This is a genomic window from Dyella humicola, from assembly GCF_026283945.1.
Lineage (GTDB): Bacteria > Pseudomonadota > Gammaproteobacteria > Xanthomonadales > Rhodanobacteraceae > Dyella > Dyella humicola.
Genome location: NZ_JAPDPC010000001.1, coordinates 503,761 through 520,657, shown reverse-complemented (window position 1 = coordinate 520,657; position 16,897 = coordinate 503,761). Strand labels below are relative to the sequence as shown.

The 16,897-nt window shown below is 64.7% G+C and carries 12 protein-coding genes; 6 read left to right on the top strand and 6 right to left on the bottom strand.

What is annotated here, in order from left to right; all coding sequences use genetic code 11:
* The first annotated feature begins 43 nt into the window (after positions 1-43).
* Positions 44-2,506, top strand: coding sequence for a TonB-dependent receptor (locus OUZ30_RS02180; RefSeq protein WP_266180527.1), 2,463 nt, complete (start codon positions 44-46; stop codon positions 2,504-2,506).
* A gap of 6 nt (positions 2,507-2,512) precedes the next feature.
* The gene (locus OUZ30_RS02175) at positions 2,513-3,925 is read left to right on the top strand and encodes a coniferyl aldehyde dehydrogenase (RefSeq protein WP_266180526.1); all 1,413 of its coding nucleotides are present in this window, start codon (positions 2,513-2,515) and stop codon (positions 3,923-3,925) included.
* Between the two features lie 81 nt (positions 3,926-4,006).
* On the opposite strand, the gene OUZ30_RS02170 is transcribed toward OUZ30_RS02175, so the two are convergent.
* Positions 4,007-5,443: an OmpP1/FadL family transporter gene (locus OUZ30_RS02170; protein WP_266180525.1), complete on the bottom strand. Its 1,437-nt coding sequence runs from the start codon at positions 5,441-5,443 to the stop codon at positions 4,007-4,009.
* A 307-nt stretch (positions 5,444-5,750) separates the two neighbouring features.
* Between OUZ30_RS02170 and OUZ30_RS02165 the strand changes: the two genes are divergently transcribed.
* Entirely contained in the window at positions 5,751-6,047 is a 297-nt protein-coding gene (locus OUZ30_RS02165) for a YcgL domain-containing protein (protein ID WP_266180524.1), read from the top strand.
* 73 nt (positions 6,048-6,120) lie between these two features.
* Positions 6,121-9,588 (top strand): ankyrin repeat domain-containing protein, encoded by a 3,468-nt coding sequence (locus tag OUZ30_RS02160; RefSeq protein ID WP_266180523.1) that lies wholly within the window; start codon positions 6,121-6,123, stop codon positions 9,586-9,588.
* Here OUZ30_RS02160 and OUZ30_RS02155 read toward each other — a convergent pair.
* The 5 genes from OUZ30_RS02155 to OUZ30_RS02135 form a co-directional block, all read right to left on the bottom strand.
* Positions 9,507-10,676 carry a glycosyltransferase family 9 protein gene (locus tag OUZ30_RS02155; RefSeq protein WP_266180522.1) on the bottom strand — a complete coding sequence of 390 codons (1,170 nt, stop codon included), beginning with the start codon at positions 10,674-10,676 and terminating at the stop codon, positions 9,507-9,509. The genes OUZ30_RS02160 and OUZ30_RS02155 overlap by 82 nt on opposite strands.
* Before the next feature lie 241 nt (positions 10,677-10,917).
* Positions 10,918-12,759 carry a monovalent cation:proton antiporter-2 (CPA2) family protein gene (locus OUZ30_RS02150; protein ID WP_266180521.1) on the bottom strand — a complete coding sequence of 614 codons (1,842 nt, stop codon included), beginning with the start codon at positions 12,757-12,759 and terminating at the stop codon, positions 10,918-10,920.
* Between the two features lie 98 nt (positions 12,760-12,857).
* A complete protein-coding gene (locus OUZ30_RS02145) occupies positions 12,858-13,748 on the bottom strand; it encodes a LysR substrate-binding domain-containing protein (protein ID WP_266180520.1) in 891 nt (296 codons plus the stop codon).
* Positions 13,749-13,902: 154 nt separating this feature from the next.
* On the bottom strand, positions 13,903-14,052 hold the full coding sequence (locus OUZ30_RS02140; protein ID WP_266180519.1) for a hypothetical protein: 150 nt from the start codon (positions 14,050-14,052) through the stop codon (positions 13,903-13,905).
* Positions 14,040-15,041: a hypothetical protein gene (locus OUZ30_RS02135; RefSeq protein WP_266180518.1), complete on the bottom strand. Its 1,002-nt coding sequence runs from the start codon at positions 15,039-15,041 to the stop codon at positions 14,040-14,042. Before OUZ30_RS02135 ends, OUZ30_RS02140 begins: the two co-directional genes overlap by 13 nt.
* Positions 15,042-15,522: 481 nt before the next feature.
* Between OUZ30_RS02135 and OUZ30_RS02130 the strand changes: the two genes are divergently transcribed.
* Both OUZ30_RS02130 and OUZ30_RS02125 read left to right on the top strand, forming a co-directional pair.
* Positions 15,523-16,086: a DUF4865 family protein gene (locus OUZ30_RS02130; protein ID WP_266180517.1), complete on the top strand. Its 564-nt coding sequence runs from the start codon at positions 15,523-15,525 to the stop codon at positions 16,084-16,086.
* Between the two features lie 12 nt (positions 16,087-16,098).
* Positions 16,099-16,479: a tautomerase family protein gene (locus tag OUZ30_RS02125; protein WP_266180516.1), complete on the top strand. Its 381-nt coding sequence runs from the start codon at positions 16,099-16,101 to the stop codon at positions 16,477-16,479.
* Positions 16,480-16,897: the final 418 nt, after the last annotated feature.

The following is a 16,897-nucleotide window of genomic DNA, read 5'->3' as shown; positions in this document are numbered from 1 at the left end:
CCGCGGCTCTACATATACAAAAGGGGAGAAACCGGTGATGACCATGCGTCCACGTCCGCTGTCCGTTTGCCTGCGCCGCCTGCTGTTCGGTGGCACGGTATTTCTGCTCGGCAGCCATGCCGCCGTCGCGTTTGCCGACGATCAGGCACAGCCATCGCCGCAGGACAGCTCCAGCAGCACCACGGCCAATCCCGACAAGGCCAAGCTGCTCGGCAACGTCACCGTGACCGCGCAGAGCCGCACGCAGGAAGTGCAGTCGGTGCCGATTGCGCTGCAGATCGTCACCGCCAAGCAGATCGATACGCTGGCCGCGACCGACCTCAGCAAGATGGACATCTTCGTGCCGGGGTTGGTCGTCAACGCGAGCCAGCCGACCCAGCCCACGTATGAATTGCGCGGCATCAGCACCTCCAACTTTGGTGTCGGCACCGAATCCGCCGTTGGCGTCTACGTCGACGGCGTCTATGCGGCGCGTTCGGGTGGCGCCTTGCTGGCGTTCAACGACATCGCGCGCATCGAGGTACTGAAGGGTCCGCAGGGCACGCTGTTTGGCCGCAATGCCGCCGGCGGCGCGATCTCCATCGTCACCAACGAGCCCACCGACAAGTTCGAGGGTGATGCGCGAGTGCGCATCGGCAACGAGGGCCAGCGCTATGCTGACGCCTTGCTCAATATCCCCATCAACAAGGACATGGCGCTGCGCCTGAGCGTACTGGACAACCAGAGCGACGGCTGGATCAAGGATGCCGCCACCGGCAAGCAATACGGCGGCGAGAACCAGTGGGGCACCCGCGCGGTGTATCGCTGGAACATCACCGACAATACCCGCGTGTTGCTTTCGTGGGATCACGAAAAGCTCAACCAGGCGCCTGAACCCGCTATCGGCCTGATCCCGCTGTCCAACGACACTAACCAGCGCGCGCCATTCCCGGCCGATCCGACCACCTATCTCAACCCGCTGCACGCGCCGCTCTACAACGACGCGATCGGCGCACGGGAAACGCGCCGCTTCGATGGCGCCACGCTGTCGGTCGATCATTCCTTCAGCTGGGGCAGCCTGGTCTCGACCACGGCCTGGCGCGGCTTCGACACCTTCAATCGCGGCGACTACGACGGCACCAACCACGTCGTCACCTATCTCGACACCGCCAACGTCGAACACAACAACAGCTGGTACCAGGAGTTCAAACTCACGGGCAACAACGACCTGATGGACTGGGTGAGCGGCGTCAGCTACTACCAGGAACAGGCGCGCCAGCAGAGCCAGACCAATACCAACACGAGCAGCCTCGACACGCTGGCGCAGAACGTCCTCGGCGTCGGTACGCCGCTGACCGACATCAGCAATGGGCTGGCCGCGATGGGCCTGCCGTTCTCGCTGCTCGGCTTTCCGTGGCAGGAAGCCATCAGCAATGACGGCAATTTCAAGGCCTACGCCGCGTTCGGCGACGTGATCTGGCACGTCAACGACAAGTTCAACATCACCACGGGCCTGCGCTATACGCGCGATGAGAAGGACTTCACCTGGTACAACATGCCGCGCAGCGCGCCTGCCTTCGATGGCGTCATTGCCGGACTCAATGGGCTTGGCATCACCCAGATGCTGCCGCCCGACGCGCAAGGAGCGCTGGCCGCCTTCGGCGGCAATGTGATCTTCCCCACCGCCGTGGGCGTACGGGTAGCGGAAAGCAACACCTGGAACAATTTCAGCCCCCGCGTCGTGGCGGACTACAAGTTCACGCCTGACGTGATGGGCTATGTCTCAGTCACGCGCGGCTACAAGGCCGGCGGTTACAACAGCGTCGAGATCGGCTCGCGCTTCGCGCCGGAAACGGTGACGAACTACGAGGCCGGCATCAAGAGCCTGTTCCCTGAGCAGAACCTGCTGCTGAATGCCTCGATGTATTACTACCGCTACAACAACCTGCAGTCGCTGGCGCTGGACCCGAACAGCGCCGGTTCGGTCGTGCCGGTGTATATCGTCAACAGCAGCAACCAGGAAGCCAAGGGCCTGGAGCTCGAAGCGCAGTGGCGGCCGATCGAAAGCTTCCGCATCAGCTTCAACGGCGCCTATATCGATGACACGTATCGCAATGCGACGGCGCCCGATGGCACCAACCTGGACGGCCAGCCGACCGGCACGCCGAAGTTCTCTGCCGCCGCCTCGCTGGCCTATACATGGCATCATGTAGCGAACGGCGATGTGGAGTTCGACTTGTCGCAGGCCTATCGTGGCAAGGCGCGCTGCAATTCCGATTCGCAGGTGCAGGGCTCGTGCAACATCAGCCCGAACTTCCAGATCGGCACCAGCCAGCAGCGCACTGACGCGCGCCTGGGCTGGAGCGCAGCCGGCGATCGCTGGGGTGTGGCACTGTATGGCACCAATATCTTCAACAAACGGTACGTGACCGGCGTGAACAACATCAGCACCAGCGTGTTCGGCACGCCGTTCGCCAGCATTTCGCCGCCACGCGTGTACGGCGTCGAATTGCATGCCAAGTTCTGATCCGACATGACCGAAACCAGCCAGTATCTCAACGCCACCCTGGCCCGCCTGCGCAACGCGCAGGCGGCTGATCCGATGCCGGCCTGGAGCGTGCGTGCCACCCGCCTGCGCGCGCTGGAGAAGATGCTGACCGAACAGCGCGAGGCGTTCGCCAAGGCGATCAGCGCTGACTTCGGCCATCGGCCGGTCGAAGAGACCGAACTGCTGGAGATCTACCCGAGCCTGTCCAACCTGCGCTACTCGCTGCGCCGCGGACGCCGCTGGATGCGCGCGCGTCGCGGGCTCGCCAACATGGTGTTCCTGCCGGCGAAAATCGCGCAGCTGCCGCAGCCACGCGGTGTGGTCGGCATCATCGTGCCGTGGAACTACCCGATCTTCCTCGCCGTCGGCCCGCTGATCGACGCGCTCACCGCGGGCAACCGCGTGATGCTGAAGATGAGCGAGTACACGCCACGTTTTTCGGCGCTGTTCGCCGAACAGGCGGCGCGCTATTTCAAGGCCGACGAGGTCGTGGTGGTGACGGGCGACGCGGAGGTGGCACAGGCGTTCTCGGCGTTGCCGTTCGACCATCTGCTGTTCACCGGCTCCACCGCGGTCGGTCACCATGTGATGCGCGCCGCCGCCGCCAATCTCACGCCGGTGACCTTGGAGCTGGGTGGCAAGTCGCCGGTCATCATCGGCCCTACCGCGCGGCTGGAGCACGCCGCCGAACGCGTCGTGCTCGGCAAGCTGGTGAACGCGGGCCAGACCTGCATCGCACCCGACTACCTGCTGGTGCCGCGCGCACGCGTGGCGGAGTTTGTCGCTGCCGCTCGTGCGGCCACGGCGCGGCTGTATCCGTCGCTGGATACGCTGGGGCAATACGCCACCGTGATCACTGACCGCCAGTACGCGCGTCTGGCGAAGCTGCGCGACGACGCCGTGGCGGCGGGCGCCCGCCTGGAGCCACTCACCGATGCGCAGGAGGATGCCTCGCGTCGCCTGATGCCACCGATGCTGCTGACCGGTGTCAACGACAGCATGGCGGTGATGCAGGACGAGATCTTCGGCCCGCTGCTGCCGCTGCTGCCGTATGACACGCTGGACGAAGCGATCGCCTATGTGGCTGCGCATCCGCAGCCGCTGGCCCTGTATCTGTTCGAACAGGACCGCGCCGCGATCGACCGCGTGCTGTCACGCACCCATGCGGGTGGCGTCACCATCAACGACACGATTTACCACATTGCCCAGCATGACCTGCCGTTTGGCGGCGTGGGTCCATCGGGCATCGGCGGTTATCACGGCGAAGCCGGTTTCCGCACGTTCTCGCATATGAAGCCGGTGTTCCACCAATCGCGCATCAATGGTGCCGGCATGCTCAGTCCGCCTTACGGCGCGCGCTTCCGTCGCATGCTCAGCCTGTTGCTTCGCCACGGCTGATTCGCCCGAGCGCCCTTACCCATTCGTCCATAAAAAAACCTCCCCGCTCGCGCGGGGAGGTTTGGTCTGCAACCGTTCCGATTAGAACTTGTACTGGGCCGAGAAGCTCAGCAGGTTGCCGTAGTCGTCCGAGCTACCGGTCAGCACGTCGCCGGTGGAGCTGGTCGCGTTGATGGTCGCCTTGTTCACGAAGATGTGCGCATACGAGGCGTTGAGCACGAAATGCTCGCTGGCCTTGTAGCCCATGCCGACCGACAGGAGCTGACGGGTGCCATCGGGCACGCGCGGGTCGCGGGTGCTGTTCGTGGTCGGCGTGGTGTCGACCGCGAAACCGGCACGCAGGGTGACCTTCTCGTTCAGGTAGTAGTCGCCACCGACGGCCACGTACCAGCTGTTCTTCCAGTTGAACGCTTCCACGCTGGACGGCTGCGCCGGATTGGCGTAGTTGACCGTCAGGTTCTTGAACACGTCCCACTTGGTCCAGGACACGTCGGTACCGATGCCCCACTTCTCTTCCTGATGCCAGTAGCTGGCGGTGGCGGTAGCCGGCGTGGTGAACGGTGCGGTGCCTACGGTGCGGGTGAACGGCACGCCGCCAGCACCGGCCAGCAGCGGGGCCACGGTCGGGCTGGACAACAGCGCCTGCACGTTCGGCGGCACGGTGAAGTTGGCGGTGCCCTCGAGCGTGTGCGAGATCTTCGAGCGATAGTCGAAGGCCAGCTTGTCGTTCGAGGTGATCTTCCAGTACGCGCCGATCTGGTAGCCGTAGGCCCAGTCGTCGCCCTTGATGCGGGCGATACCGTCCGAACCCGGCGGAATGATGGTGTTGACCTGCTGACCCAGTGCCTGAGCCTGGGCCGGCGTCAGCGCACCCGCCATCGCCGCCTGGTTGACCAGGCCCAGACCGACAGCGTTGTAGTTGATGGCGCTGGTCAGCTCGGCCGAGGTCCGCTGCGCGATGCCGCTCAGGCCCAGCGCAAAGTTGTCGGTCACGTCGTAGGACACCGACAAGGTGGCATCCAGCGAGGTGAACTGCGACTTGATGGCGTTGTAACGGCCGATCCAGTCCTGGTTGTATTCGGTCTGGAAGCCGAACGGCACGGTGAACCCTGCGCCGACGTGCCACTTGTCGTCGATCTGGGTGGCAAAGAAGATCGCCGGGACCGGCATGGTGGTGCCAGCGTCGCCGCCGTTGCCGCCGCTGATCGGACGACCCAGCGCGTCATGGGCGGAACCGCTGAAGGTGGTGCCGAAATTGATGGCGGTAATGTCCGCCTGGAAATACGTACCCTTCAGGTCGGACATCGCAGCCGGATTGTTGGCCACGACCGACACATCACCGCCCGCCGTGGCGGAACCGGCGTAGGCGCGGCCCATGGCGGCGGCGCTGTCTTCATGCAACTGGAAAGCGCTGGCTTCGGCGCGCTGCGGCGCAGCGAGCGTCCCCAGGATGGCCAGGCTCAGCGCAGCAAGCGTGAGCGGACGGCCCGCACGTGAAAATTGACGGAAAGACTGCATCAGCATTGCTCCTGCTTATCGTTGATCTGGCTCGGGTCGTAGCGGGAGGTTGGACGATTTCGCTAATTTCATACGCGCGTTTAACACCCCCGGCCGGCACTGTGCCGGCTCGGCGCAGGGCTTGCAAGTGCAGTTGCAGCAAACGTTCCTGGTGGATGAACACCCATGTCGCCTGTTCGTGGGCGTTGGCCGAAGATCGCAGCGTTCAGGCCGTGACGGGCACGTCAACGCCATGGGCTGCTACCCTTGCAGTCCGTACCGTTGCCGGTGCGCCCTCCTTAACGATTCACGCCGATGGGTGCCCCTCATGCACTGTTTTGTCTATGCCAGCCAACGAAAGCCCGACACGTACCTGTGGTTGGGTCACCGAGATGACTTCAGCCCCCTGCCGGATTCGCTCACCCAGATGCTTGGTGAGCTGCGCCTGGTGCTCGAAGTCGAGCTCAACGACCAGCGCAAGCTGCCCAATGAAGATGCCCAGCAAGTGATGGCGCATTTGCGCGACCAGGGCTGGCATTTGCAACTGCCACCACAGCAGACGCTCGCCGCTGCCAATCATCTTGCCTACAAAAGCGCCCCGCAGGATCGCAGCCGCGATCGTTGAACGTCACTTTTGATCGACGTTGTTAACACGGGATTACCGTCTGCCCTCGTCACGGTTCCTATACTCCGCGCCCATGGCCTACTCAAAAATGCGTCGCCCGCCCCCGCTGCTGCAAGCACTCGCCTGGTTCGTGCCTGGGCTGATCGCCACGGCGATCGCCGCACTCGGCGCGCACCCGCTTGCGCTCATCCCGCTGCTGATCGCCAATGCGTTGACCATGGCGGCGGTGTGCCACGCCATCGGCTTCGATCCGGAGCCCCATTTTGGCCGCACCGTGCTGCGTCGAGGCGCGGCCTATCTGGTGATGTTCACGGGCTACGTGGTGCTGGTGTTTCTGCTGGTCGCCTGGCCCATGCTCCGATTGAACCAGGCGCCAAGCCTTGGCGCGGCCTTGCTGCTCGCTGGCGCGCTGATGGTGGCGCTGACGACCCTGTGGCGCGTCTGGCCCGCGTTCGGGCTGGCCTATGTGTGGGACGACGCCTATCCGCCGCAAAGCGACGGCTCGTGGATCTTCACGGCGACGGCACGCAGCCTGACCTTTGGCCGTCACCTGTCGCGCGAGGAACGCTTCTTCACGCACTTCCTGCCGGCGGCGTTCTCGTTGCTGGTGCTGGCGTTTGTCGCCGTCGCACTCACCGGGCTCTACGGCGTGCTGCCGTCGGAACTGCGCACGGCGGCGCTGGCTGTCTATGGCGTGGTGCTGATGCCGCTGGGCTGCCTGGTGATCGCGAACCGCACGTTGCGCGCCCTGTTGTGCGAAACGCGGCGCCCGCTGCGGCAGCCGTCTGCCGGCGTGGTCGAGCCGCGAGTGTCGACCCCTCCGACGAAGCCCGCGCCGCAACTCAGCGAGGAAGAGCGCACCGCCGGCACGCCGGAACAGGCACGGGCCCTGCTGGCTGCCGTGCGCGACAGTGACATCGAGCGCGCCCTGGCCCTGGTCGAGGCGGGCGCCGACCCCAATACCATGGCGGCCAGCGGCGAGCGCGATCAGCGCCCCGTGCTGACGCTGGCGGCCTTGCTACCCGAGACCAGGCTATTGCGCGCCCTGATCGCCAAGGGTGCCGACGTGAACCGTGCCAATGGCGGCCTGACACCGCTGCTCGCGGTGACCCGGGACAGTTGGCACGGTCGCGCCGATGCGGTGATGACCCTGCTTTCCAACGGTGCCAGCCCGCTCGCTGCGGACACCGAAGGCAATACCCCCTTGCATGGCGCCGTGTTGAGCGGCGAGCCCATTGTGGCGGCCATGCTGCTCGACGCGGGCGCAGCCATCAATGCGCTCAACAAGGCAGGCCTGAGTCCGCTCGCCATTGCCTGCGGTGCAGCCAACTGGCCGGTGGCGAAGTTCCTGCTTGAACGTGGCGCCAAACCGAACCCACCCGATGGCGAGCCGGCGATCGTCGCCGCTGCCGGCGTGGCCGACGACGATGTGGAAGGCGTCAAACTCCTGCTCAAGCATCGCTCCTCCGTCAATGCCGTGTGCGCGCGTCATCGCAGCGCGCTGATGGCCGCCGCGGCTGAAGGTCACGAGCAGATTGCACGTGTGCTGCGCACCGCGGGTGCGGATGTCGGGCTCTCCGATCGCCATGGCAGCACCGCCCTGATGGAGGCCTCTCGCGCCGGCGCCGTGGGCATCGTGAAACTGTTGGCCGAAGCACAGCCCGACGCGCGGCTGCGCGACATCCACGGCCGCGATGCGCTGACCCTGGCCTGCCAGTCGCCACATGCGCATGCCGATATGGTGCGTGCCCTGCTCGCACTGGGCGCCGAGCCCAAGACCGCCGGCAGCGACGGGCGCAGTGCGCTGGATCACGCTGCCGCTGCCGGTCGCTGGGATCTGGTCGCTCTGCTCGACCCGGAAACCCCGCTCCCCGCCAGCCTCAGCATGGACGCGTTGCCGGAAGGCGCCGATACCCCTGCGCACCTACTCGATGCGTTGCGCTTCGGTCACTGGGCGATCGTGTCCACCTTCGCCGCACGCGTACGCGAATGGCCGCAGGCGCAACTCGCTCAGCTCTATCTGGATCTCGCCGCACCGGGCCAGGGTGCAGCGCGGCGCTGGTTGCTCGATCACGCCCTCGATCCCGAGGCGCGCCTGCAACCGCAGCTGGTAGACGATGCCGACACCATCGAAGACCGCGAGCCACAGCTGCCACCGCTCGGCCGCCGCTTGTTCGACGCCCTGCTGCAACAGTTGCCCGCTGCCACCGAGGCGGTGGAGGATCTGTTGCAGGCGGGCGCGACACCGGCCGGTGCAGGCCTCATCACCCAGGCTCTGCTGCGACTGGAAGACAGCGTGCAGGGCGCCGCGCTGCCGTTGGCCATGCTCGAGCGTGGCGGCGATCCGTTTGCCCCGGACGCGCGCGAGCGCACCCCGGTGCACCTGGCGGCCACGTTTGGGCAGCCCTCGCTGCTGCAAGCACTATTGGCGCGCGGCTGCGATCCCAATACCCGCGACCATCATGGCCGCACGCCCCTGTTCGCCGCGCTGGAACATGGCGAATATGCGCTGCCGTTGGTGCGTGCGCTGGTCGCGCATGGTGCCGACCCCGAGGCGGTCGATGCCAATGGCGAAACGCCGCTCGGTCTCTCGCTGGAACATGCTGCGGTGGAGCGCTGGTTGAACTGGGGCGACTGGGCACGCCCCAGCCGACCGTTGCGCGCCGACGATCTGCCTCAGGCCGCTGCGGCCGGCGCCCTGGTCGCCGTTGAGCGTCTGCTGGAACTCGGCTTCGTTGTGGACACGCGCGACCAGCAGGGCGCCACGGCACTGCTGCACGCCTGCGGCGCCGGTCACCGCGACGTCGCTGCCCTGCTGCTCGAAGCCGGTGCGGACGCATCGCTGGCCGCCAACAACGGCATGACGCCGCTGACTGCAGCGGTTGGCGCACGCCGCGAGGCGTTGATCGCGCTGCTGCTGCAGCATGGCGTCAGCGTGGACCAACGCCTGCCCGGTGATGCCACGGCGCTGATGATGGCCGCCGCCTTGGGCTATCCCGAGATTGCCGAGCAACTGCTGGATGCCGGAGCCGACGTGAACGCGGTGGATGCGCGTGGCCATGGCGCTCTGCACGCCGCGGCGCAGTTCGGCTTTGAGTACAACGACAGCCTGCGTGCCCGGCGCCTGTTCGACGCGCTGCTGAAGCGCAGTGCCAACGTGAGTCTGGCCGACAAGGAAGGCAAGACACCGCTGCTCTTGCTCCTGGGTGCGCACCTGCGCCCGGGCAGCGACTGCGACGCGACCCACATCGGCGCCCTGGTGCCGGTGTTGCTGGATGCCGGCGCCTTGCTGGAACACGCTGATCAGCGTGGTGTCACCGCACTGCACGCCTGCGCCATGCACGCCATGCTGGCACCGGCGCGTGTGCTGCTGGCGCGCGGCGCCGACCGCCAGGCCGCCGATGCGTTCGGCCGCACTGCGGCCGACGTGGCGCGCGCCATCGGCTACATCGATATCGCTCACGAACTGGCGGCGCGCGTGGGCTCGTCGATCCCCAGCGTGCGGCAAATGTTGCGGCAGCCCGCCCAGCCGTCCGACTGAAGTGCATCCTCGGCCAGCTTTCTGGCCAACGACTCCGGTCGTGGCGGCAATTGCCGCCACGACTGCATCACCTGATCCAGTCCGATGCGGTCGACGCGCGCTATCTGGGGCAACCCACCGAGGACGCGGACAGCGCTGCCAACCCCACTGCGCGGCGTCCACAGCGATGGCCACCGATTGCCGAACAGAACCACCAGCGGACATCCCACCGCAGCGGCCAGATGAGCCGGCCCTGTGTCGACCGACACCATGCTGTGCGCGGTATGCAGCAGCGCGCGCAGATAGCCCAGCGGCACGCCCTCCTTGGGCACGATCACCTGCGGATGCTTAGCTGCGCCACCTATCGATGCGAGGTAGCCGGCTTCGGCGGCCGATCCGCAGAGCAGCACGCTCGCCTGCGGCATCTCCTGCAGCATGGCGCGGGCCAGGCCAGCCCAACGTTCGACCGGCCATGACTTGTCGTCATCGTCGGCCTGGCGCAGACCATTCCAGCGCATGGTGCGTTTGTTCGCCGGCTGCAGCAGCAACAACGGCCGGCCTTGCAGACCGCGCTCCGCCAGCCAGACCCGTGCACCGTTTTGTTCTGCCTTGGTCGGTTCGAGCCTGGGTGCGTGCGGCAGGCCGGGCCCTGCCCGCGGCACAGCGTCGAACGCCGACGGCGTTTCATCGGCAAAACGCAGCAGCCAGTCCACCCAGTGCTCATCCGGGCGCAAGGGGAGGTCTTCAATGAAGACGCAATGGTCGGCAGGAACGCCGGCCAGCGAAAGCATGGGGCGTACCTTGGTGCGTGTGCGTACGTCGGGCTCGCAGATATAGAACGGCGCCCCGCGCACGGCGCGCATCGACAACGCAGTTAGCAGACGCTGCGGATTGAACCACAGAGAACCGTGCTGCTTGTCGAAGTGCCTGACTTCGGCAACGTCCTCGTGGCCCTCGTACAGCACACGCGAAGAGTCGCCCAGCGACACCAGGATGCACTTCCCGCCGTAGCGACAACGAAGCTTGTGCAGCAAGGGCTGCAGCAGGATGGTGTCGCCAAGACGGCCGAAGCGGATGACGACAGGATGGGCTGGAACGCGCGAATTCATGCACGAAGAGCCGGCGTCGGGCCACGCCCGATCCCGGAAGCGATCCGCCCCTCGACGGCACGACTTCCCGGCGCAGCCATCTTTCCTTATTCGCGTCGAAATGAGTTGCGAACACGGCGAAAGTTGCCACGTCCGCCTTACGTGCAGGGGCGCACAGCCGGACGAGATTCCCTGGACACCAGCCGGTGTGCATCGAAGACATCGCGATAATCACCCTTGCCACGTCCGGACCTCTCGATCTCTAGCGCGTCACATCCTTGTCATCCGGTGTGACGCCGGTTGGGCGTTTGCGCTCGCGAGCAGGCACCGGCTCGGCATCGGCCTGGAACAGCTGGTCGAGATCCTTCAGCGCTTCGCGCGTCGTCTGCACGATGCGCGCGTCGTCGTCATAAACCAGGTACTGGCGCGCGAGCAGCTCGGCATCGTTCCGACGGAAGCGCTCGACACGATCCGCCGCCAGTTCGGGCGGTATGCCCAGCGCCTCCAGTGTCTGCCGCGTCATCTTGAGGCTGGAATACAGCGTTTCGCGGATCGGGCCATCCACCCCAAGATCCATCAGGCGCCACACATGCTGGCGATTGCGCGCGCGCGCAACGATCTTCAGCTTCGGATACAGGCGGCGCACCACGCGTGCGGTGCGCAGACTCGCCTCGGGATCGTCGCTGGCCAATACGAATACCTCGGCCTGGTCGGTCTGCGCCGCGCGCAACATTTCCGGCCGCGCCGGATCGCCGAAGAAGACATTCCTGGCACTACCGAAGCGCTGCACCAGATCGATCTGCTCGACCGAGGGGTCGAGCGCCACAAATGAGATGCCCTGCGCGCGCAATACGCGTGCCACGATCTGGCCCATGCGGCCATAGCCGGCAATGATCACGCGGGGCGAATCGGCCGTGATGGTGTCGAACTCACGCGTCTTCTTGGGCTTCGTGCCGAACGCCCGGCTGCACAGCACGACCAGCAATGGAGTCAGCGCCATCGATAGCGTAATGACCAGGACCTGCAGGTTCTGCTGTTCGGCCGTAATCAAGCTCTGCTCGCGCGCCAGTTTCAACACCACAAAGGCAAACTCGCCACCGCATGCCAGCAGCACGGCCAGGCGCAAGGCATCGCGGCGATCGAGCCCGCCTACGACGCGACCCAGCGGCCACAACAACACGCCCTTCATCAACATCAGGTAGCCGACCAGCATTGCCACGCGCAACGGTTGGTGCAGCAACAAGGTGACGTCCATCGACATGCCGACGCTGATGAAAAACAAGCCGAGCAAGAGTCCCTTGAACGGCTCGAGATGAGACTCCAGGTCATGCCGGTACTCGGAATCAGCAAGCAGCACACCGGCCAGGAACGCGCCAAGCGACGCCGACACGCCCACAAGTTCCATCAGCCAGGCGGTGCCCATCACCACCAGCAAGGCCGTGGCAGTGGACGCCTCCAGCGAATCCGTCTTGGCAACGAAACGGAACACCGGCCGCAACAGATATCGCCCCCCTATCATCACGGCGACGATGGTGCCCACCATGCGCGCTACCGCCGTGAGGTCGAAGCCGTGCTTGGTCGAAGCGCTCGCCAGCAACGGCACGGCAGCAATCAGTGGGATCGCCGCGAGGTCCTGGAACAGCAGGATGGCGAACGCCTGGCGGCCGTAGGGCGAGCCGGCCTCCTTGCGTTCGGCGAGTATCTGCAAGCCGAAGGCCGTGGACGAGAGCGCCAGGCTGCCACCTATGATGGTCGCCGCATTCACCGTAAGGCCGAACAGATAGTAGGCCGCAGCGCCCATCACGATGCTGGTCGCCAGCACCTGCAACACGCCGGTGCCGAAGACGGAACGGCGCATCACCCAAAGACGTTGTGGCGACAACTCCAGGCCGATCACGAACAGCATCAGCACGATGCCGAATTCGGAAATGGTGGCGACGCCGGCGGTATCGTTGATGAGGCCCAATTCCTGCGGACCAATCACGATGCCGGCCAACAGATAACCCAGCACCGAGCCCAATTTGAAACGCTTGGTCAGCGGCACCGCGATGACCGTCGCCACCAGAAATACCAGCGCGGTCTCCAGGAAATGGTGGCTATCCATTCGCGCACTCCATTCGGGGAACCGGCATTATTTCATGCCCCTGCCCGCGATGATCCGAACCCAGCTGTTGGCGCACTTCGGGTTGGCGGCGCTGCACATCAGATGACCCGCGGCAAACCCTGCCACTGTTGCGCAATGATGTTCGCCAGTCGGTCGACTGCCGGTGATGGTTCGGCCTCGGCACGATGCAGGCAGAGTCCCAGCGTGCCGAGGGCAGGCAGGCTCGTTTCATGCGGTGCCAACGCGCGGACGCTCGGCGGCAAGCCGAACGGCGTGCGCAGCGACACCCCCAGACCGGCCGCTACCGCCGCCCAAATGCCGGTCAGGCTGGCGCTGGTGAATGAAATGCGCCAGGGCATGCCGGCGCGATCGAGCGCCGCAATCGCCGCCGTGCGCATGAGACAAGGTGCTTCCAGCATCACCAGCGGTAGTGGGTCATCACTCTCGCGCACTGTTAAGATCGCGGCTTCCGGGCCACCGATCCACAGCAGCGGTGCATCGCCCAGCCGTTCGGCATGCGGCGAGACCGCGCCCGTGTCCCAGGCCAGTGCAAGATCAAGCCGCCCAGAGGCCACACGGTCAAGCAACTCCGCATTGCGAGCGATGCGCGCTTCAATACGCACCTTGGGATGCGCTCGCGCGAAACGTCCCAGCACGTCGGGCAACAAGGTCTCGCCAAAATCCTCTTGCAGGCCCAAGCGCACCCAGCCTTCCAGCTCGACGCCCTGAAGCGCCGTGGCGGCTTCGTCATTGAGTTCGAGCAGGCGCCGCGCATACGACAGCATGGTCTCGCCGGTCTCGGTCAGCACCATGCCCCGCCCCGATTTGCGCAATACCGGCGTACCGGCCTGTTCTTCCAGCTTCTTGAGCTGCGCGCTCACCGCTGAGGTGGAACGTCCAAGGCGCTCAGCAGCCTTCGCAAAGCTGCCCAGCTCGACGCCGGCGACGAAGCTGCGCAAGACATCCAGATCGAACGTGACACGTCGCATAGATCATCCCATTCCGCGCGAAACCGAGTGCAGACGTTCCCGGTTTTCAGGAAGAGATTGCTGCCCGGCGCGGGCTGTCGTCAAGCGAAACCGGCGACCGATCGGACATCGGATCGGGTGCCTTATGCCCCTGCTCTAGCGACGGCGGCACGTGTTACGGCGGTGTCGAGGCCTGAGTGCCTGAGAGGTAGTACTCGAAATACGCCACGCTTACCGTCGGATGAAGCACCCAGAACGCGAGCACGGCATAGAACGCCAGCAAGGCGACGATGAGTAGCGGGTAGATTCGGCTCAGACGACCCATGACTTCACCGCCATCCACGCTATGTACATATACGCCAGCCCCAGCACAAAGATGGGCATAAGGACGATCATGGTCGCCCGTCGACTGATCACGTTCGCCAACACCAGCAGGATGGGCGCCTGCCACCAGATGTAGCGGGGCATCGACTGCAATCCTGTCCACAGCGGAATGGCGGTGCAGAAGAGCGAGAACAGCCCAAGCGTCAGGCGCCGAGTGAAGATCAGGAACAGTGAGGCGGCCAAGGCCAGTACCGACATCAACGCCCAGATCAGATGAATCTTGCCCTGCGCAAAGCCGCCGACGATCACCGACCACGGATTGCTCAGCGGGCGTCCCCAGGCCTTCTGCACATGGATAAACGCCAGCGCATCGCCGGTGACGGCATGCAGGTGCAGCATGAACAGCGCGAGGCCCAGCGGAATCAGCAAGCCGCCCAGCACCATTTCCAGCTTCTGCTCCCGACTGGCCGGCAGGAACTGTTGAGCCACCACGATGGCGTAGGGAAGCGCCACGAAAATCCCCGGCACGCGGGTGGCCGACAGCAAGGCGCCGACCAGACCGCAAGCCAGGTATCGACGGTCCTTCAGGAAAACAAAGAACACGCAGGTCAGCAGCAGGAACAGCGGCTCGGTATATCCCGTGTTGCCGTAGAGGGCATAGGGACTCAGCGCAACAATCATTCCCGCGCAAAGCGGCGGCACGCGTTCGCTGTATCTCTTCGAGAACTCGATGAAAGCGTAGATGGCAAAAAGGAAAAGAACCTTCCCGAGCAACACCGAAACCAAGGGAATCGACAGCGAGGTTGCCGCGTTTATCAGCACGACCAGGAGGGGAAACAGCGGAAAAAATGCCCAATTGGCCTGGTGATTCGCCGCGGTCGCCGTCTGTGCATAGCCATGCAGGGAGATGCCCGCATACCACTTGCAGTCCCAGTAGCAGACGTCCAGAACATGGCGGTGATAAGCGAACGCAACCAGCAGCTCAATCAACTGATGAGCTGCGAAAAGCCCCACGGACAGCCAAAGGGCATAGAGGCGCTCGTGACGCCGTGAGCCCTCCCCTTCGAACATCATTGCGGTGCACACCCTGATGGAATCCCCAGACCCATCATAGCGGCCGACACGGCCTTAGAGGATGCGGTGGCATGGCGATGGCTGACGCTCGTTTTTGCCCTGGGCGAAGCTCCTGCCTGCGGCCTGGACGACGGACAACTATCCCGATTATTAGCAATAACAATCAAAAATTTCCCGATTTTATGGATTGAAGGACTGGCCTACAGTGGAATCCTCAGAATTTACAGAGCAGGCGCTGCGTGAACTACGGCACGGGCCATGGCCGGCACCGACAGGATCGTGACTCCGGCCGGACGAAAATGGCCGGGCCGAACACCTGTGCCGCGGCCCATGCCGATTGGACTCGTGCTACCGGCGCTGGTCATACGGTACGTAGCCACGATGGAGCCACCTCGACATGATCGCGATGCAATACAGTTTCGTGCTGCCCGCCGACTATGACATGGCCATCGTGCGCCAACGCATTGCCAGCAAAGGACACCTGCTGGACGATTTCGAAGGCCTGCACCTCAAGGCGTATCTCTACGCCGAGCGCGGCGCGACATCGCGCGACAACCTCTACGCGCCGTTCTATCTATGGGAAGACAGCGCGGCCATGCAGCGCTTTCTCGGCGGTGCCGGTTTTGCCAACCTGGCCCAGGCCTTTGGCTGGCCAACCATCCAATGCTGGCCCGTATGGGATGCCTATCTCACGCCGGAAGCACGCCTCGCCCGCTTCGCTTCGCGGGATGTTGTCCGCATTGCGCCGTACACCGCTCTCGATGTGATGCGTGAGCACGAACACGGGACCCTGCAGGACGATCTCGATCACGGCGCACTGGGCGCCGCGAATGCCTTCGAGCCCACCACCTGGACGCGGGTTCGCTTTCGGTTGTGGGACGAGCCGGACTCCGCTCTCGCCGCCGAACATCGTCAGCTTTATCAGGTCGGTCACGTCTCTCAACCGCAAGCCCATCGCTAGGGATTCTCTGCCATGCCCCTCGTCCGCATCAGCCTTCGCCGCGGCAAGTCGCCGCAACACATCGCCGCCATTCGCAACGGCATTTATCGCGCCATGATCGAGGCGTTCAACGTGCCGCAGAACGACCGCTTCATCCTCGTGCACCAGCACGAGGCCGACGAGTTCGATTACGACGCGAACTATCTGGACATCCCGCGCACCGACGACCTGGTGATCATCCAGATCACCTGCAACAACACGCGTACTGTTGAGCAGAAGCAGGCGTTCTATGCGCGCGTCGCCGAACTACTGGTCGCCGAACCCGGCCTGCGACCCCAGGACGTGTTCATCAGCCTGCTGGAAACGGCCAAGGAGAACTGGTCGTTTGGCAATGGGATTGCGCAGTACGCATAACGCTCCCCTGCCCCTGTTTGGAACGACTTCGGTTGCGGCGTTATCGCCTGGCTGCCCCTTACGACCGAAGAAACTCCCTATGGGATGCGGCGTGCGCTCCGGCACGCCGAGCCACCCACTCTTACTCCTGCGCCCCTTTGGGGTGAAGGCTGGGATGAGGGGCGGGTGCTCGCGATAACGCGATAACGCGATGGCCGAGCGTTGCCGCCAGCGTGCCGCTTACGCAGCGGGCGTTTCGATCGCCTGCCGGCGCTCGAGTCACTTTTCTTTTGCTGGCCCAAAAGAAAAGTAACCCAAAGAAAACGGCCTTAAAGACTGGTAGCACTCCGTGGGATAGAAGCGTTGGAAGGTTTCCGCGAGCCAATAGCTGGTCGCCCACGGCGAGACGCAGCGCCTCCCCCGCAACGCGCCACCGCGG